This window comes from Hydrocarboniphaga sp. (assembly GCF_965279055.1).
Lineage (GTDB): Bacteria > Pseudomonadota > Gammaproteobacteria > Nevskiales > Nevskiaceae > Hydrocarboniphaga.
On sequence record NZ_OZ257125.1, the window covers coordinates 2,341,291 to 2,359,858 of the forward strand.

16 protein-coding genes are annotated in these 18,568 nt (G+C 65.5%); all 16 read right to left on the bottom strand.

The window, feature by feature from the left end; genetic code table 11:
• Nucleotides 1-8 precede the first annotated feature (8 nt).
• The 16 genes from dnaE to rpsB all read right to left on the bottom strand — a co-directional run bounded on the left by dnaE (nt 9) and on the right by rpsB (nt 18,530).
• On the bottom strand, nt 9-3,599 hold the full coding sequence (gene dnaE / locus ACQZF9_RS10540) for a DNA polymerase III subunit alpha (RefSeq protein ID WP_428313188.1): 3,591 nt from the start codon (nt 3,597-3,599) through the stop codon (nt 9-11).
• Nucleotides 3,596-4,354 carry a ribonuclease HII gene (locus ACQZF9_RS10545; RefSeq protein WP_428313189.1) on the bottom strand — a complete coding sequence of 253 codons (759 nt, stop codon included), beginning with the start codon at nt 4,352-4,354 and terminating at the stop codon, nt 3,596-3,598. Before ACQZF9_RS10545 ends, dnaE begins: the two co-directional genes overlap by 4 nt.
• Before the next feature lie 102 nt (nt 4,355-4,456).
• Nucleotides 4,457-5,689, bottom strand: coding sequence for a lipid-A-disaccharide synthase (gene lpxB / locus ACQZF9_RS10550; protein ID WP_428313190.1), 1,233 nt, complete (start codon nt 5,687-5,689; stop codon nt 4,457-4,459).
• Nucleotides 5,690-5,696: 7 nt separating this feature from the next.
• Nucleotides 5,697-6,497, bottom strand: a complete 801-nt coding sequence (lpxA, locus tag ACQZF9_RS10555; RefSeq protein ID WP_428313191.1) for an acyl-ACP--UDP-N-acetylglucosamine O-acyltransferase — start codon at nt 6,495-6,497, stop codon at nt 5,697-5,699.
• Nucleotides 6,494-6,970, bottom strand: a complete 477-nt coding sequence (gene fabZ / locus ACQZF9_RS10560) for a 3-hydroxyacyl-ACP dehydratase FabZ (RefSeq protein WP_428313192.1) — start codon at nt 6,968-6,970, stop codon at nt 6,494-6,496. Before fabZ ends, lpxA begins: the two co-directional genes overlap by 4 nt.
• Nucleotides 6,951-8,030 carry a UDP-3-O-(3-hydroxymyristoyl)glucosamine N-acyltransferase gene (lpxD, locus tag ACQZF9_RS10565; protein WP_428313193.1) on the bottom strand — a complete coding sequence of 360 codons (1,080 nt, stop codon included), beginning with the start codon at nt 8,028-8,030 and terminating at the stop codon, nt 6,951-6,953. The genes fabZ and lpxD overlap by 20 nt, the downstream gene beginning before the upstream one ends.
• Before the next feature lie 33 nt (nt 8,031-8,063).
• Nucleotides 8,064-8,588, bottom strand: a complete 525-nt coding sequence (locus tag ACQZF9_RS10570; RefSeq protein WP_428313194.1) for an OmpH family outer membrane protein — start codon at nt 8,586-8,588, stop codon at nt 8,064-8,066.
• Nucleotides 8,589-8,659: 71 nt separating this feature from the next.
• Nucleotides 8,660-10,972, bottom strand: coding sequence for an outer membrane protein assembly factor BamA (bamA, locus tag ACQZF9_RS10575; protein WP_428313195.1), 2,313 nt, complete (start codon nt 10,970-10,972; stop codon nt 8,660-8,662).
• Nucleotides 10,973-11,014: 42 nt separating this feature from the next.
• Entirely contained in the window at nt 11,015-12,367 is a 1,353-nt protein-coding gene (gene rseP / locus ACQZF9_RS10580; protein WP_428313196.1) for an RIP metalloprotease RseP, read from the bottom strand.
• Entirely contained in the window at nt 12,360-13,601 is a 1,242-nt protein-coding gene (locus ACQZF9_RS10585) for a 1-deoxy-D-xylulose-5-phosphate reductoisomerase (RefSeq protein ID WP_428313197.1), read from the bottom strand. Before ACQZF9_RS10585 ends, rseP begins: the two co-directional genes overlap by 8 nt.
• Nucleotides 13,601-14,443: a phosphatidate cytidylyltransferase gene (locus ACQZF9_RS10590; RefSeq protein WP_428313198.1), complete on the bottom strand. Its 843-nt coding sequence runs from the start codon at nt 14,441-14,443 to the stop codon at nt 13,601-13,603. Before ACQZF9_RS10590 ends, ACQZF9_RS10585 begins: the two co-directional genes overlap by 1 nt.
• Before the next feature lie 67 nt (nt 14,444-14,510).
• Nucleotides 14,511-15,230, bottom strand: a complete 720-nt coding sequence (gene uppS, locus ACQZF9_RS10595) for a polyprenyl diphosphate synthase (RefSeq protein WP_428313199.1) — start codon at nt 15,228-15,230, stop codon at nt 14,511-14,513.
• 44 nt (nt 15,231-15,274) lie between these two features.
• Complete coding sequence (frr, locus tag ACQZF9_RS10600; RefSeq protein WP_428313200.1) at nt 15,275-15,832, bottom strand: ribosome recycling factor; 558 nt, start codon at nt 15,830-15,832, stop codon at nt 15,275-15,277.
• Nucleotides 15,833-15,885: 53 nt separating this feature from the next.
• Entirely contained in the window at nt 15,886-16,608 is a 723-nt protein-coding gene (gene pyrH / locus ACQZF9_RS10605; protein ID WP_428313201.1) for a UMP kinase, read from the bottom strand.
• Nucleotides 16,609-16,730: 122 nt separating this feature from the next.
• Complete coding sequence (tsf, locus tag ACQZF9_RS10610; RefSeq protein ID WP_428313202.1) at nt 16,731-17,612, bottom strand: translation elongation factor Ts; 882 nt, start codon at nt 17,610-17,612, stop codon at nt 16,731-16,733.
• Nucleotides 17,613-17,723: 111 nt separating this feature from the next.
• Nucleotides 17,724-18,530, bottom strand: a complete 807-nt coding sequence (gene rpsB, locus ACQZF9_RS10615; RefSeq protein ID WP_428313203.1) for a 30S ribosomal protein S2 — start codon at nt 18,528-18,530, stop codon at nt 17,724-17,726.
• Nucleotides 18,531-18,568 lie beyond the last annotated feature (38 nt).

Consider the following 18,568-nt stretch of genomic DNA (forward strand, 5'->3'; position numbering starts at 1 on the left):
GTCTGTTTTCACTCGTCGTCTGCGGCGGCACTGGCGAAGCTGCGCTTGTTGTCGAACTTGCGCTCCGGTGCCGGGGCTTGGTACCGCTTGTAGGCGACTTTAACGCAATCCGCGCCCAGCAGCTTGTGCAGCAGCTCGAGGCTCGCCGGCTCGACGCGGATGCGCCAGTCCGGGGCGAAATCCAGCACGGTGCGCGCCCGCGCGTTCGCATATTCCACGGTGACCGCGGCGCCGCGCTCGCTCTTGAACGGGGTCAACAGCTTGCGCAGCTCGACCACCTCGCGCGCGCTGCGGCGGAAGCTCAGGGTCAGCCGCGTGGCGTAGTCGTTCATCAGCTGCGCCGGCGAATAGAACTCCGGGTTGTACAGCCGCGGCTCGGGCTCGCGGCCTTCCTTGCCCGGCGACAGCGCGATTTCGGCGTTGACGAAGATCAGGCTGTCGGTCTTGACGTAGCCCTGGAAGCGCGCCCACTTGTCGGCGTCGATCCAGGTCGACAACTGCGCGCTGCGGTCGTCCAGCGTGACCTTGTAGCTGGCGCGGCTGAACTTGCCATCGCCCTTGAAGAACCGCAGGTCGGTGACCCAGGCGCCGAACAGGCTCTTGGTGCGCGGCTGCCACTGGGTCTTGCCTTCGGCATTGACCGGCGCCGGCTGCGCATGCAGATGAATCAGCTCGCGCATCGTGCCCGAGCAGGTCGGGCCGATGACGTCCTGCCAGGCTTCGATCGGATGGCCGCTCAGATAAAAGCCCAGCGTCTCGCGCTCCTTGTCGAGCAGCTCGTGCTGCGACCAGTCCGGCAGATTGGAGGCGGCGACCTGGTCCTGCACCTGGGTGCCGGCGTCGCCGAGGCCGAACATGTCGAAGACGCCGGAGCTGGCGCTTTGCGCGGCTTTCTCGGCGATCTGCAGCGCTTTCGGCAAGGTCGCCATCAGCGACGGACGATTCAGCCCGAAGTCGTCAAGCGCGCCCGAACAGATCAGCGCCTCCAGCACTCTTTTGTTCGCGCGCTTCAGGTCGATGCGACTGCAGAAATCGAACAGGTCCCTGTACGGCCCATGGGCCTTGCGCTCGGCGATGATGCCCTCGACCGCGCCCTCGCCCACGCCCTTGATCGCGCTCAGGCCGTAGGCGATCTCGCCCGGCGCCGGCACGGTGAAGCGCAGGAAGCTGCGATTGATGTGCGGGGCATGCACCTTGATCTTCATGCGCCGGCATTCGTCGAGCATGGTCACGACGGCGTCGGTGTGGTCCATTTCGCAGGACAGCACCGCGGCCATGAACTCGGCCGGGTAATGCGTCTTCAGCCAGGCGGTCTGGTAACTCACCAGCGCGTAGGCCGCCGCATGCGACTTGTTGAAACCGTAGTTGGCGAACTTTTCCATCAGGTCGAAAACTTCGGTCGCGACGCCCTCGTCGATGCCGTTCTTCAGCGAGCCCTCGGTGAAGATCGCGCGCTGCTGCGCCATCTCGTCGGCTTTTTTCTTGCCCATGGCGCGGCGCAGAAGATCGGCGCCGCCCAGCGTGTAGCCGGCCAGGCGCTGCGACATCTGCATCACCTGCTCCTGGTAGACGAAGATGCCATAGGTCGGCTGCAGCACGGTCTCCATCAGCGGGTGCGCGTATTTGACTTCGCTGTCGCCGCGCTTGCGTGCGCAATATTCCGGAATCAGGTCCATCGGTCCCGGGCGATACAGCGACACCAGCGCGATGATGTCCTCGAAGGTGTCGGGCTTCAGATCGCGCGAGGCCTTCTGCATGCCCGGCGATTCCATCTGGAACACCGCGGTGGTGTCGCCGCTGGCGTAGAGCTGGTAAGTCGGCGCATCGTCGATTGGCAGCTTGAGGATTTCGAGCCGCTCGCCGCGCGCCTTTTCGATGTTCTCGACCGCCTCCTGGATCACCGTCAAGGTTTTCAAACCCAGGAAGTCGAACTTGACCAGGCCGATGGACTCGATGTCCTTCATGTCGAACTGGGTGCGCATGCCGGCGCCGTCGGCTTCGCACATCAGCGGCGCGAAGTCGGTCAGCGGCCGCGGCGCGATGACGACACCGCCGGCATGCACGCCGACGCCGCGCGTGGTGCCTTCCAGTTCCAGCGCCAGATCCAGCACCGCGCGCACGTCCTCCTCGGACTCGTAGGCCTGCTTCAGCTCGGGCACTTCCTCGACCGCGTCGGCCAGGGTCGCGCCCGGCGTGCCGGGGATCAGCTTGGCCAGCCGATCGCCGAAGCCATAGCCGTGGCCGAGCACGCGGGTGACGTCGCGGACCACGCCGCGCGCCGCCATCGTCGCGTAGGTGACGATCTGGCTGACGCGCTCGCGGCCGTATTTCTGGCCGACGTATTCGATCACGCGATCGCGGTTGTCCATGCAGAAATCGATGTCGAAGTCCGGCATCGACACGCGCTCCGGATTCAGGAAGCGCTCGAACAGCAGGTTGTACGGCAGCGGATCAAGATCAGTGACGCCGATCGAATACGCGACCAGCGAACCGGCGCCGGAACCGCGCCCCGGCCCGACCGGGCAGCCATGCGCCTTGGCCCATTGGATGAAGTCGGCCACCACCAGGAAATAGCCGGGAAACTGCATCTTTTCGATGATGCCGAGTTCGTAGTCCAGACGCGCGCGGTACACCGCTTCCGCGGCATACGGCGTGATCGAGGCCAGACGCTGGGTCAGGCCTTCATGCGCCTGCGCCTTCAGCCAGCTGTTGGTGTCGTGACCTTGCGGCACCGGATAGTCCGGCAGGTAGTAGGTGCCGAATTTCAGCGACAGGCTGCAGCGCCGCGCGATCTGCAGGGTGTTCTCGATCGCCTCCGGCAGATCGGCGAACAGCTCGCGCATTTCTTCCGAGCTCTTGATGTACTGCTCTTCGGTGTACTCGCGCGGGCGCTTGTCGTCGTTGATGACGCGGCCCTGCGCAATGCAGACGCGCGCCTCGTGGGCGGCGAAGTCCTTGCGCTCGATAAAGCGCACGTCGTTGGTCGCCACCAGCGGCAGCTCGCGATGTTTTGCCAGCGCCACGGCCGCATCGACCCAGGCGTCGTCGCCCGGCCGCTGGCAGCGCGAAATCTCCAGGTACAGCCGGCCCGGATACAGCAGCTTCAATTCGTTGAGCGAGGCCAGCGCCGCCTCGACGTTCTCCGCCGCCGCCGCGCGGAAAGCGCCGCCGTCGCGGCCGGTCAGCGCGATCAGGCCTTCGCCGGTATCGGCGAGCCAGCTGCGCTCCAGCAGCGGTGTGCCGCGGCTCTGGCCCTCGGTATACGCACGCGACAGCAGCCGGGTCAGATTGCGATAGCCGAGATCGCTCTGCACCAGCAGCGTCAGGCGTTCGTGGCCATCGCCTTTGGCGCGCTCGGCCAGCCAGACGTCGGCGCCGACGATGGACTTGATGCCGGCGGCCTCGGCGGCCTTGTACACCTTGACCATCGCGAACAGGTTCATGCGATCGGTCAGGGCCACCGCCGGCTGCCGGTGCTTGGCCACGGCCAGGGTCAGCGTGCCGCCGCTGCCGCCGCCTTTGCGCTTGGGCGGCTCGATGCGCACGATCGAATCGGTCAGCGAATACTCGCTGTGCAGGCGCAGGTGGACGAAGCTCACGGTGCCGCCGTAAGCCGGGGCAAACCGGGCATCGTTGCGGATTCATCCCGGGTTTCACTCGGGCTACTGCCGTCCGTCCCGTCGTCGAGTTCGCTGGCGACCAGCGCCTGGCCGAGCGCGGCTTCGATCGCCGACTCCGAGGTGAACAGATCCGGCCGCATGCACGGCCCGAAGCCCATGCGGTGCTGCGGGCTGACGCCGAGCTTGCGCAAGGCCAGCAGGTGGTCCGCCGTGCCGTAACCCTTGTGACGGGCGAAGCCATAGCCGGGATACTCGCGATCGAGCCGCTGCATCTCGCGATCACGCGCGACCTTGGCCAGTATCGACGCGGCCATGATCGACGCATGGATGCCATCGCCGCCGATCACCGCCTCGCCCGGGCAAGGCAGCTTTCTCGGCAGCCGGTTGCCGTCGATCAGGCAATGCAGCGGCGCCGGCTGCAGCGCCTCGATCGCGCGCTGCATTGCCAGCATCGACGCGTGCAGGATATTCAGGCTCTCGATTTCGTCGAGTTCGGCGCGCGCGATCGCGAACGCGCGCGCGCGGCCCTGGATCTTGTCGAACAGCCGTTCGCGCTCGACGGCCTTGAGCTTCTTGGAGTCGTCGAGCCCGCGGATGCCGTGCCCCGGCTCCAGGATCACCGCCGCCGCATATACCGGCCCGGCCAGGCAGCCGCGCCCGGCCTCGTCCACACCGGCGACCAGCGGGACGCCCAGCAAGCTCAGGTGAGTGGACAGGGAAATTCGGCGTTTCATCGGCCTGTCGATTTTAGGCCCTCGGCGTCCTACGACCAGTCTTGACAGCGGCGGACATCGCAAGCGCCGGGGTTTGCGGCGTCCGACTCGCCGCCGCGGCGCTCAATCACCGCGGCGATTGCGCAGCAGATCGGTGATCGCCTCGGCCGCCGCGGCACCGGCGTCGCGGCGCAGCTCCGCGCGCACGGCGTCGAACTGGGCCAACTGCACCTGCCGCGCCGCCGGATCGCGCAGCAGCGGCAGCAGGGCCTCGCCGATGCGCTGCGGCGTCGCCGCGTTCTGCAGCAGCTCGGTCACCGGCGGCTGCGCGCTGAGCAGGTTCGGCAGGCTGACGTATTGCGTCTTCAGCAGGCCGGCGCTGAGCATCAGCCAGGCGGTGATCGCCGAGCCCTTGTAGGCGACGACCATCGCGCGGCCGAGCAGCAGGCATTCCAGCGTCGCCGTACCGGAGGCCAGCAGCACCGCGTCGGCGGCGCGCATCGCCTCTCGCGACTGGCCTTCGAGCAGCGTCCAGTCCAGCTGCGGCGCGTGCATGGCGATCGCCTTGGCGAAGCGCTCGCGCAGCGCCGGCTTGGCGATCGGCGTGACGAAGCGCAGCCCCGGCACGCGCACCCGCAGCCAGGCCGCCGCCTGCACGAAGGCTTCGCTCAGATGCTCGATCTCGCTACCGCGGCTGCCCGGCAGCACCGCCAGCACCGCACCGTCGCCGCCGAGGCCCAGCGCCTCCCGCGCCTGCTGCTGCGTGATCGAGGCGTCCAGCTCGTTGGCCAGCGGATGACCGATGTAGCGCGCCTGGAAGCGCCGCCGTGGCAGACCCTCCACTTTCGCCGGCTGCAGCGCCTGGCGCTCAATCTCCTGCGCGTAGAACGGCGGCTCGAACGGCAGCAGGCACAGCAGCAGATCGGCGGCCTCGACGATGCCGCGCACGCGGCCGCGACGCCAGGCCCACACCGACGGGCTGACCACGTGCACGGTGCGCAGGCCGAGTCGGCGCAGGCGCTTTTCCAGGCCGAGGTTGAAGTCCGGCGCGTCGATACCGATGACGACGTCGGGCCGGTCGGTTTTCGACAGGTGCGTGATCAGTTCGCTGCGCAGCCGCAGCAAGCGCGGAATCGCCGGCAGCACTTCGGCCAGGCCCATCACCGACAGGGTTTCGATCGAGGCGATGGCCTGGCAGCCGGCTTCGATCATGCGCGGGCCGGCGACGCCGTAAAAACGCGCGCCCGGATGCAAGGCGCGCAGTGCCTTGATCAGCGCGGCGCCGAGCAGGTCACCCGACAGCTCACCGGCGATCAGCGCAAAAACCGGAGGCCGCAGCAGCGACGAGCCGGTCATGCTGCGCTCAACGCTGCAGCGGGCGCTTGCCGCCGGATGCGATGAAGGCGTTCATCAGCGCGACGCTGGACGAGTTCTGCGCCAGCATCGGCAGCTCGGCCTTGACCTCGCTCATGACCTTGCCGGAGCGGTAGATCAGCTTGTAGGCGTCCTCGATCGCGCTGATTTCGGTCACCGCGAAGCCGCGGCGGCGCAGGCCTTCCTTGTTGATGCCGCGCGGCGACGCCGGATTGCCCTGCACCATCACGAACGGCGGAATATCACCGGACACGCCGGCCGAAAACGCGGTGAACGCATGGGCGCCGATACGGCAGAACTGATACACCAGCGTATAGCCGCCGAGGATCACGAAATCCTGGATTTCGACATGCCCGGCAAGGCTGGCGTTGTTGGCGAAGATGGTGTCGCTGCCGACGATGCAGTCGTGCGCCAGATGACAGTAATTCATGATCAGGTTGCGATCACCAAGCCGCGTCTCGCCCTGCTTGGTATCGTATTCCTTCATCGTGCCGCGCTGGATCGTGACGAACTCGCGGATCACGTTGTCGTCGCCGATGACGACGCTGGTCGGCTCGTCCTGCCTGGCGGTCTTGTCCTGCGAAACCTCGCCCAGGCTGGTGAACTGGAAGATCTGGTTGTTGCGGCCGATCTTCATCGGCCCGGCCAGCACCGCATGCGGGCCGATCACCGTACCCTCGTCGATACTGACGTGATCGCCGATCACACTGTACGGACCGACCTTGACCGAGGCATGCAGCTGCGCCTTGGCGCTGACGATCGCCGTCGGATGGATCAGCGGCGCGCTCATGGCATGCCGGGCGTCGCCGCGCGGCTGGTGTCTTTCAGCACGCACAGCATTTCGGCTTCGCAGGCGAGCTCGTCGCCGACCATCGCCTTGGTGGTGAACTTCCACAGATCACGCTTCTGCTTGTCGAGGCGCGCATGCAGCAGCACCTGATCCCCCGGAATCACCGGCCGCTTGAAGCGGGCGTTGTCGATGCCGGCGAAGTACAGAATCATGCCGCAGTCCGGACGCAGGCCGGACTTCAGCACCGCGAGAATGCCGCTGACCTGCGCCAGCGCCTCCAGCATCAGCACGCCCGGCATCGTCGGCAGCTGCGGAAAATGGCCGACGAAGAAATGCTCGTTCATCGTCACGTTCTTGATGCCGACAATGCTGACACCCGGCTCGTGGCTGATGATGCGATCCACCAGCAGGAACGGATATCGATGAGGCAGCAGCCCCATGATGTCGCGGATGTCAAAGTTGATCTTTTCCATCGTTCCCGTCGTCCCCGTCGTCATGCGTCTTGATCCCTGTTTTCTGTTCGAGGCTGCGCACGCGATCTTCCAGCTTCCCCAGCCGGCGGACGCGCGCAACGGTTTTACGCCAATCTTTTGCCGGCGCGATCGGCAGGCCCGATCCATATACGCCTTTTTCCAGCAGCGAGGTCGTCACCATCGCGCGGCCGAGGATGATCACGTCGTCGACAATCGTGATGTGGCCATTGATGCCGACCGCACCACCGATCATGCATCGCGCGCCGACCGTGGTACTGCCTGCAATACCCGTGCAAGCCGCGATCGCAGTGTGCTCGCCGATGCGGCAGTTGTGCGCGATCTGGATCAGGTTGTCGAGGCGCACGCCGTTGGCGATCACGGTGTCGTCGATGGCGCCGCGGTCGATCGTGGTGTTGGCGCCGATTTCGACGTCGTCGCCGATCACCACGCTGCCGAGCTGCGGCATTTCTTCCCAGCCCTGAGGGCCGGGCACGTTGCCGAAACCGCGCGAGCCGATCACCGCGCCGGGCTGGATCTGGCAGCGCAGGCCGAGGCGCACGCCGCGATGGATATGCACCCGCGCCTCCAGTCGCGCGCCGGCCCCGATCTGCGCGCCGGCGCCGACGATGCAGGCCGGGCCGATGTAGCTGCCGTCGCCGATCTGCGCGCCGGCCTCGATCACCGCCTGCGGGCCGATATGCACGCCCTGGCCGATCACCGCGTCGCTGTCGACCACGGCACTGACGTGCACGCCGGGCTCGAAGTCGCGATTGCGGTCGAACAGCCGCGCAATCTGCGCGAACGCGCGCGCCGCGTCGGCTGCAACAAGACCGTTGCCGGCCAGCGCTGCGGCATCGCGTTTGCCGACCACGACGGCGCCGGCGCGGGTCTGCGCCAGCGTTGCGCGATACTTGGGATTGGCGAGAAAGCCGATGCGCCCCGGCTCGCCGGGGCTCAAGGTGCAGACACCGGAGATGCTGGCAGCAGCGTCACCGATAACGTCGAGGCCGAAGCGCTGGGCGAGTTCGCCCAGCGTATAAGCGGCAGCGACGCGACTCATGTCAGCCGAGGCGTCGCAGGCGCTTGAGACCGATTACTTGCCGGCGCCGGCGGTCTGCAGGCGCTTCAGGACGTCGTCGGTGATGTCGATCGCGGCGGTCGCGTAGACCGGATCCTGGACGACGACGTCGACACCCTTCTCCTTGGCGACGGCTTCGATCACGGCCTTGATCTTGCCCATCATGCTTTCGGTGAGTTCCTTGTCGCGCTTCTGGAAGTCTTCACCGAACTGGCGCTGCTTGTAGTCGAAGTCGATCTTGCGCGTGTTCAGATCCTTTTCGGTCTTGGAACGCGCGTCGGCGCTCATCACGTCCTGCTCGCGCTTGAACTTCTGCAGGTCTTCGCCGAGCTTCTTGGCTTCGGCTTCGAGGTCGCTCTTGCGCTTGTCGAACTCCGACTTCATCTGGGTCTGGCCGGCCTTGAACTGCGGCGACTGCTGCACCAGCTCGGCGGCGCGGATCGTGGCGATCTTGCCCTGGGCCTGTGCGGTGGCGGAGCCGACGACCAGCATCAGGCTGGCGGCGAATACAGAGGCGATCAGCTTGGAAACTTTATGCATAGCGGTCGGAAACACTCTTGTGGTTGCTTGTGATAGTCGGATGCAGTGTAACGAAACTCGGCGTAACGGCCTTAGAAACCGCTGCCGAAAGTAATCTGGAAGCGCTTGGTGTCGTCGGTCGGCACGTCGTTCAGCGGCCAGGCGTAGCTCATTTCCAGCAGGCCCAGGAACGGCGTGAACCACTGGAACGCGACACCGGCTGATGTTCTCAACTCGCCCAGATCGACATCGCGGGGCGCAGCATAAACCTGACCGACGTCGTAGAACAGGCTCATGCGCGTCGATTTCTGGTCGGTCTCGACCGGCAGCGGGATGATCAGCTCGTTCTGGATCGTGGCGCGCACCTTGCCGCCCAGCGGATTATCGTAGGGCGTGTCGCGTGGCCCCAGCGTACCGTCGTCGTAGCCGCGCACGGTGCGCGCGCCGCCGGCGAACAGGTACTCGTAGGGCGGCACTTCGCTCTTCTTGCCGCTGCCGTAGTCGTCGACGACGCCGACGTTGGCGGTGGTGGTGAACACGAACTTGTAGGGCAAGGGCACGTACTGCTCGCCGCGATAGGTCGCGCTGTAGTAGTTCAGGTCGCTGCCCGGCACGCTGGCGTCGACGAAGAACTGGTGCAGCGAGCCGCGCGTGGCGAAGAAGGTTTTGTTGCGGGTGTCACGCGCGATACCGGTACGCAACTGGTAGGTGTCGAAGCGCGAGCCGTTGTCGAGCATGAACTGCAGCACTTCGTCGGAGGTCTGGCCGGGGAAGGCTTCCAGCGCGGTCTCTTCGATGCCGAAACCGGCGCGCAGGCTGGTGTATTCCGACAGCGGGATGCCGTAAGTCAGGTTGAAACCGATGATGTTCGAGTTGAAGCCCGAGCTATAGCGGATCACCGATTCGGACTTGCGGTAGAACACCGACGCGGTCTGGCTGATGCCGTCCGAGGTGAAATACGGATCGGTCCAGCTCAGGTTCAATACCTTGGAAATCTGGCTGCGATTGGCTTCCAGGCTGACGCGATTGCCGGTACCGAGGAAGTTGGTGTGGGTCAGGCTGCCGGTGACCAGGAAGCCCGCGGATCCGGAGTAACCGACGCCGAACTGCACGCTGCCCGGCGCGCGTTCCTTGATCTTGAAATTGACGTCGACGAGGTCGTCGGTGCCCGGCACCGGCTGGGTGTCGACTTCGGCCTCCTCGACGAACGGCAGGCGCGCCAGACGCACGCGCGAGCGCTCCACCGAGCTCTTCGAAAACGGCGCGGCTTCCAGCTGGCGCATTTCGCGGCGCAAGGTGTCGTCGTGGGTGTCGCCGTGGCCGGTGAAGTTGACGCGGCGCACATAGGTGCGCTTGCCCGGCTGTACCACGTAATTCAGCGCGACTTCGCGCTTTTCTTCATCGACTTCCGGCAGCGGCGTGACCTTGGCGAAGGCATAGCCGATGTCCGACAGCGCCGCCTCGATGCGGTCCGAGCTTTCCGTCGCCAGCTTGCGCGAGAAGATGTCGCCGGCCTTGGTCGACAGCAGCTTGGCCAGGAAATCGACCTGCAGGATGGTTTCACCGGAGAAGCGCGCGCTGCTGACCTTGTAGATCTGGCCTTCTTCGACGTTGGCGGTGATGTAGATGTCTTTCTTGTCGGGCGACAGCTGCACCTGCACCGAATCGATGTTGGCTTTCAGATAGCCGCGATCCTGGTAATACGAGGTCAGCGATTCCAGATCGCCGACCAGCTGCTGCTTGGAGTAGCGGTCGGTCTTCTGGAACGGCATCCAGTTGGTTCGCTTGAGCTTGAACGCCTCGAGCAGTTCGTCCTTGGTGAAGGCATGGTTGCCGATCAAGTTGATGTCCTTGATCTTGGTGACCTTGCCTTCGATGACCTTGATGTTGATGTTGACGCGGTTGTTCGGCTCCGGCTTGACCTCGGTGTCGATCTGCACGTCGTAGTAGCCGTTGGCGAAGTACTGGCGCTGCAGTTCCTGGCCGACCTGCTCGAGCAGGTCGCGCTTGAAGAGTTCACCTTCTGCCAAACCCGCTTCGGTCAGCGACTTCTTCAAATCGTCGCCGCCGATCTTGTCGTTGCCGTCGATCTTGAATCCGGAAATCGCCGGGCGCTCCTTGACGCGAATCACCAGCGATTCGCCGTCGCGCTCCAGACTCACGTCTTCGAACAGGCCCGAGCCATACAGCGCGCGCATCGCCTGACGCGAGGTCTGGTCGTTGAGCTGGTCACCGACTGATAGCGGCAGATAGGTCAGCACCGTGCCGATCTCGAGACGCTGCAGGCCTTCGGCCTTGATCTCCTTGATCGTGAACGGCGTGAAGGCGACGGCAGCGGGCAGCCACATCGCGGCGGCAGCGCCGGCAATCAGCTTGAGCTTGAAACGCGGTTTCTTTGCGCCCATTTTTTGGGTCTTTACCCTGAATACGAGAATCGATCGATGCGTCTAGATGAGACGCATGATGTCGTTATAGAACGCCAGCACCATCAGCGTGCCGATAAAGGCAAAACCCAGGTACTGACTCGCCGCCATGGCCCGCTCAGACAACGGACGGCCCTTGACCCCTTCGATTGCAAACAGCAGCAGATGCCCGCCGTCCAGTACCGGCACCGGCAACAGATTCAAAACGCCGAGGCTCACGCTGACGATCGCCATGAAGCTCAGGAAAGACACCAGCCCGACCCGGGCGGAATCTCCGGCCACCTGTGCAATCTGTATCGGACCGCTGACGTTCTTCACCGACACGTCGCCGATCACCATCCGCCCGAGCATGCGCAAGGTCAGCCAGCTCATGCGCCACGTCTGCTCCGCCGCGGCTGGAATCGCTGCCAGAGAGTCCAGCCGGCGTTCGGCGCGCAAATCCTGCCACAAGTCGGGGGGCGTCGCCACGCCGGAACCCAGGCGTCCGTAAGCTTTACCTTCGGTCTGCGTGGTCTCCAGCACCACGCGACGCTTGGAGCGCTCGCCGCCGCGATCGATCTCGATTTCGGCAATCGCACCCGGATGCGCGCGCACCCAGCTCACCAGCTGGCTCGGGCTGTTGATCGCGGCGCCGTCCAGGCTCAGCACGCGGTCGCCTTCCTGCAGGCCGGCAGCTTCAGCAGGGCTGCCTTTCAGTATCTGCGTCAGCACCGGCGGCGCCATCGGCTCGTAAGGTGACAGGCCCAGATCGTCGAACAGCACCTCGGGATCGACGCGAACCTTCGATACATCCAGTGACACTTCTCTCGGCACGCCGCCCTTGCTCTGCACCGTCAGCGGCAGATTCCCGCCGTCGAGCACGCGCTCGATCAGATCGGTGCCGAGCACCGCCCAGGTCTGCACCACCTCGCCGTCGACGGCGACGATCTCGTCGCCGGCCTGCAAACCGGCGCTGGCGGCGACGCTGCCTGCCGGCGGTTGCGCGATCAGCGGCTTCAGGCCCTCGGTGCCGATCACGAACACCAGCCAGTACAGCGCGATCGCCAGCATGAAATTGAACACCGGCCCGGCGGCGACGATCGCCGCGCGCTTGGCGAGGCTCTGGTTGTTGAAGGCGAGATGGCGCTCGTGCGGCGCCACCGGGCCTTCGCGCTCGTCGAGCATCTTGACGTAGCCGCCGATCGGCAGCGGCGCGATCGACCACTCGACGCCGTCGCGCGCGACAAAGGTCTTGAACGGCGTGCCGAAGCCCAGCGAAAAGCGCAGCACCTTGACGCCCAGGGTCCTGGCGACCCAGTAGTGGCCAAACTCGTGGAAGCACACCAGCACGGAAATCGCGACGATGAAACCGGCAACCGACCAGACGATGTCAGGCATGTAGGCGTGCACTCTCGGCGTGGAGGGTTGCGGTCTTCGAGAACCGCGGCAGCTCGCGCAGGCACCAGTCGCGCGCCCAGGCGTCGACCGCCAGGGTGGCTTCCAGCTCGTCCGACTGTAGGGCGTGGACGCCGAGACCGGCGTCGACACAGGCTGCGATCATTTGCGCTATCTGGCTCAGGCCGATGTGGCCGTTCAGGAACCGTTCGACCGCGATCTCGTTCGCCGCGTTCAATAAATTTGGAGCGTGGCCGCCCGCGCGCAGCGCGGCACGCGCCAGGCCCAGGCAGGGGAAGCGTTCCAGGTCCGGCGACTCGAAGCGAAAACGGCCGAGCGCGGCCAGATCCAGGCCGCCGACGCCGGACTCCCAGCGCTCCGGCCAGGCCAACGCATGCGCGATCGGCACGCGCATGTCGGGCTGGCCGAGTTGCGCCAGCAGCGAGCCGTCGACGTACTCGACCAGCGAGTGGATCACGCTCTCGGGGTGGATGACGACGTCGAGCTGCGTGTCGTCGACGCCGTACAGCATCGAGGCTTCGATCAGCTCCAGGCCCTTGTTCATCAGCGTCGCCGAGTCCACCGAAATTTTCTGCCCCATGCTCCAGTTCGGATGGCGCACCGCCTCGGCCGGCGTCGCCGCCGCAATTTGCTCGGCGCTCCATTCGCGGAACGGGCCGCCGGACGCCGTCAGCAGCAGCTTGCGCACGCCCCGCGGCGACTCGCCGCAACGATAGTCCGGCGGCAGGCACTGGAAGATCGCGTTGTGCTCGCTGTCGATCGGCAGGATGCAGGCGCCGCTGCGGGCCGCCTCGCGCATCAGCAGCCGCCCGGCCATCACCAGGGGCTCCTTGTTCGCGATCAGGGTCTGCTTGCCGGCGCGCACCGCCGCCAGTGTCGGCAGCAGGCCGGCGGCGCCGACGATCGCCGACATCACGATGTCGGCTTCGCCGGCGGCGGCGACTTCGCTCAGCGCAGCGGCGCCGGTCAGCACTTCGCAAGGAATTTCTTCTGCGGTCAACGCAGCGCGCAGCTTCAAAGCCGCGGCTTCATCGACCAGCACCGCGATGCTCGGCTTGTGCAGCCGGCACAGTTCGAGCAGGCCGTCGGCGTCGCGCGCCGCGGTCAGCGCGAACACCTGCAGCCGCTGTGGATGCCGAGCGGCGACGTCGAGCGTGCTGCGCCCGACGCTGCCGGTGGCACCCAGGACGACGAGGCGGCGCATGGGAGCCGGCATCAGAGCTTCAGCAGATACAGGCCGAGCGCCATCAGCGGCGCGGCGGCGAGCAGGCTGTCGGTGCGGTCGAGGATGCCGCCGTGACCGGGCAAAATCGTGCCGCTGTCTTTGACGCCGGCGGCGCGCTTGAACATGCTCTCGGCGAGGTCGCCGAGAATCGAGATCATCGCCACCAGCATCGACAGGCCGACGAACGCGGCGAGCCGGCCCACCGGCGCGTAGACACCGTCGAAGAACACGTAAACGCCGCCGGTCAAAGCCCAGACCGCGCACAGCAGCAGGCCGCCGATCGCGCCTTCCACCGACTTGCCCGGCGACACCGCCGGCGCCAGCTTGCGCTTGCCGAAGCGGCGGCCAGCGAAGTACGCGCCGGTGTCGGCGGCAAAGATCAGGAAGAACACGTAGAGCAGCCGCAGCGAGCCGCTATGCACTGAAGTGATGTCGCCACCGGAATGCAGCACCGCCAGCGACAGGATCGTCGGCACGATCAGCAGCAGGCCGATCAGCGCCATCGCCGCCTTGCCCGGCGCGCGCGACGCGAAGCTCGCCGGATACGTGCGCACCAGCGCCGCCGCATAGCACCACCACATCAGCGAGGCGATCGACAGGTTGATCCAGCGCGTGCGGAACATCCAGGCCGCGACCAGCGCCAGCGCCGCCAGCAGCACGTAGCCGTAGCGCGCGCCGGTGCTTTGCAACTTCATCAGCGCCGACCATTCCCAGGCGATCAGCAGACCGGCAAACGAGAACACGCCGTACAGCCACATCGTCGGCAAAAACCACACCGCCGCCAGCAGCAGCGGCAGCAGAACGAGTGCGGTGATCACGCGCTGCATCAACATGGACGATCCTCGTCTGGCGCAGCAGCAAATAGGGCAAGCGGACCCGCGGGCGTCGCGCCCAAGGTTTTCAGACCTGTTCCGCGACGCGGCCGAAACGACGGTCGCGCTCAGAGTACCAGCGCAGCGCGGCGGCGAACTCCGCGTCGCCGAACTCCGGCCATAGCGTGTCGCAGAAATACAGCTCGGTATAGGCCAGCTGCCACAGCAGGAAGTTGCTGATGCGCATTTCGCCGCCGGTGCGGATCAGCAGATCCGGCGCCGGCACGCCGGCGGTGTCCAGATGCGATTCGATGGTTTCGGCAGTGATTTCCTGCCCCGCCGCGATCGCGCGCTTGGCCGCCTGCACGACGTCCCACTGGCCGCCGTAGCCGACTGCGACCTGCAGCTGCAGGCCGGTGTTGTGGCGCGTCAGCTTGACCGACTGATCCATCTGCTCGCGCAGTTCCGGCGAGAAATCGCCGTGGTCGCCGATGAAGCGCAGGCGCACGCCGTTTTTGTGCAGCGCCTGGGCTTCGCGCATCAGGGTGTTGATGAACAGCTTCATCAACAGCGTGACTTCGAGTTCCGGGCGCTTCCAGTTTTCCTGGCTGAACGCGAACACGGTCAGGTAACGCACGCCGGCCTTGTGCGCGGCGCGCAGGATCTTGCGCGCCGACTTGACGCCGGCGCGATGGCCGAACGCGCGCGGCTGCATACGCTGCTTCGCCCAGCGGCCGTTGCCGTCCATGATCACCGCGACATGGACCGGGATTTTTTCCGCAGGAATTTTCGGAGGAAGCTGGGTCACTTAGGGTTCGATCCGGCCGAGCCTGCAAGACGCAGGCTCGCGCATTACATCGACATCAATTCTTTTTCTTTGAGCGCGGTGGCTTCGTCGATCTTGGCGACGAACTGGTCGGTGAGCTTCTGGATATCGGCTTCGCCGCGCTTCTCGTCGTCGGTGCTGATCAGTTTCTCCTTGACCAGATCCTTGATGTCCTGGTTGGCGTCGCGGCGCACCGCGCGGATGCCGACCTTGGCCTGCTCGGCCTCGCCCTTGACGACCTTGACCAGATCCTTGCGGCGCTGCTCGGTCAGCGGCGGCATGATGATGCGGATGATGGTGCCGGCGGTGTTCGGGTTCAGGCCGAGATCGGACTTCAGGATCGCTTTCTCGATCGGCCCGATCATGTTCTTGTCCCAGGCGGTGATCGAGATCGTGCGCGCGTCCTCGACCGTGATCTGCGCGGCCTGGCTCAGCGGCACTTCCGAGCCGTAGTACTCGACGGTCAGATGGTCCAGCAGCGCGGTACTGGCGCGGCCGGTACGGATCTTGGTCAGCGCGGTCTTCAGCGCGTCGATGCTTTTCTGCATGCGATCGCCGGCTTCTTTCTTGATTTCGTTCAGCATGGCTGCTTGCTCCTTGAGGCTCGCCCGGGGCGAAGTCGAACTTGGGGCCGGACTTAAACGTGCACGCGGGTGCCGATCGACTCGTCGCCGCAGACGATGCTCATCAGAGCGCCCGGACGATCCATGTCGTAGACCCGCAGTTTCATCTTGTTGTCGCGGCAAAGCACCATCGCGGTCTGGTCCATCACGCCGAGGCGCTGGTCCAGTGCCTGGTCGTAGGTCAGCTCGCTGTAGCGCGTCGCGGTCTTGTCCTTCTTCGGATCGGCGGTGTAGATGCCGTCGACCTTGGTCGCTTTCAGGATCAGATCCACGTTCATTTCCACCGCGCGCAGCGCGGCCGCCGAATCGGTGGTGAAGAACGGGTTGCCGGTACCGGCCGCGAACACCACGACGCGGCCTTTTTCCAGATGGCGCACCGCAACCCGGCGGATGTAGTCCTCGCAGACCTGGTTGATGCGCACCGCCGACATCACCCGCGCCTGCAGGCCGATGCGCTCGACCGCGTCCTGGATCGCCAGCGCATTGATCACCGTGGCCAGCATGCCCATGTGGTCGCCGGTGACGCGGTCCATGCCGGCGCGGGCCAGGCCTTCGCCGCGGAAGATGTTACCGCCGCCAACCACCAGTGCCACCTGAACGCCCAGGTCCATCACCGCCTTGAGTTCCTTGGCGATGAAGCTCATCACGTCCGGCGCGATGCCGAAATCCATGTTGCCCATCAGCGCTTCACCGGAAAGCTTGAGCAGGATGCGGTGATAGGCGGGCGTGGCGGGCATAGGCGTACTCATCTGGTGGTTTTTCTATTATCGACCTTATTCGACAGAAGGCCCCGTTTCCGGGGCCTTCGTGTTCACTCATGCAGCGGTCCGATCTGCTGACAGTTTACCTCAGCGAGGGTTCAGACCTGACTGGCCGCAGCGACTTCCGCTGCGAAATCGACCTGCTTCTTCTCGATACCTTCACCCACGGCCAGACGCACGAAGCGCGCCACGCCGGCATTCTTGGATTTCAGAAGCTTTTCAACCGACTGGTCGGGATCCTTGACGAAGGGCTGACCCACCAGCGTGATCTCGGACAGGAACTTGCGCACCTTGCCCTCGAGCATCTTGGCGACGATCTCGGCGCTCTTGCCGATGACCTGGTCGGCGCTCTGCGCCTCGATGATTTTCTTCTCGGCCTCGATCAGATCGGCCGGGACGGCCGACGCGTCGAGGAAGCGCGGGCTGGACGCGGCGATGTGCATCGCGATGTCCTTGGCCAGCTCGTCTTCACCGGCCGACATCGCCACGACCACGCCGATGCGCGAGCCGTGCAGATACTGGGCGATGGCGCCACCGGCCTTCTCCACCACTTCGAAACGGCGGATCGTGGTGTTCTCGCCGGCCTTGGCGACGAAGGCGCGGCGCAGCTCTTCGAGCGTCTGGTCGCCTTCCTTCAGTGCCAGCAGCGCTTCCAGCGTCGCCGGGCGGTGCTTCAGCGCCAACTTGGCGGCGGTCTCGCCGAGCGCCTTGAAATCGTCGCCCTTGGAGACGAAGTCGGTTTCGCAGTTGACTTCGACCAGCGCCACGGCGGTGGCGTCGCTGGCGGTGGCGATCACGCCTTCGGCGGCGGTGCGGCCGCCTTTCTTGTCGGCCTTGGCCATGCCGTCGATGCGCAGCTTTTCAGCGGCCTTTTCGACGTCGCCGCCGACCGCGTCCAGCGCCTTCTTGCAATCGCCCATGCCGGCGCCGGTGCGGTCGCGCAGTTCCTTGACCAGGGCTGCAGTAACAGGAGTGCTCATGATGAAAGTCCTCAATGATTCGAAACCCCATGCGCTCGCGCGCACAGGGTTCGGAAAATAGCGTTGAAAGAGTGGCCGGAATCGCTTCCGGCCACTGGGCTCAAGCAGCGATCAGGCCTCGGCCTTCTCGCCACGGCGGTCGCCGGGCTTGCCACCGCGCGGCGCGCGGCGCGGGGCGCGGGGACGCTCGTCACGCGCAACCGGCTCCGGCGGCGCTTCGCGGAACGGCACCGGGTTGGCGCTGCGCGCTTCGATGATCGCGTCGGCGATGCACTGGGCGTAAACCTTGATCGCGCGGGTGGCGTCGTCGTTACCCGGGATCACCACGTCGATGCCCTGCGGATCGTTGTTGCTGTCGACGATGGCGACGACCGGGATGCCGAGCTTGCGCGCTTCGGCAACCGCGATCTTCTCGTAGCCGGTGTCGACGACGAACAGGCAGTCCGGCAGCGTCGGCAGGTTCTTGATGCCGCCGAGGCTCTTGCGCAGCTTTTCCAGCTCACGGGTGGCGAGCAGCTGCTCTTTCTTGGACAGGCGGCCGGTGGTGCCGTCTTCCAGCTGCTTTTCCATCTCGTGCAGGCGTTTGATCGAGCCCTTGACGGTCTTGAAGTTGGTCAGGGTGCCGCCCAGCCAGCGCTGGGAAACGAAGGGCATGCCACAACGCGCGGCCTCGGCTTCAACCGCTTCACGAGCGGCGCGCTTGGTGCCGACGAACAGCACGCGGCCGCCGTTGGCGGCGAGCTTGCCGACGTAGTTGCAGGCGTCCTTCAACATCGGCAGCGTGTGCTCGAGGTTGATGATGTGGATCTTGTTGCGGCTGCCGAAGATGTAGGACTCCATCTTCGGGTTCCAGTAACGGGTGCGGTGACCGAAATGCACGCCGGCTTCGAGAAGCTGGCGCATGGTGATGCTGGACATGTATTGCTCCAAAGGACTTGGGTTAATCAAACCGCGCC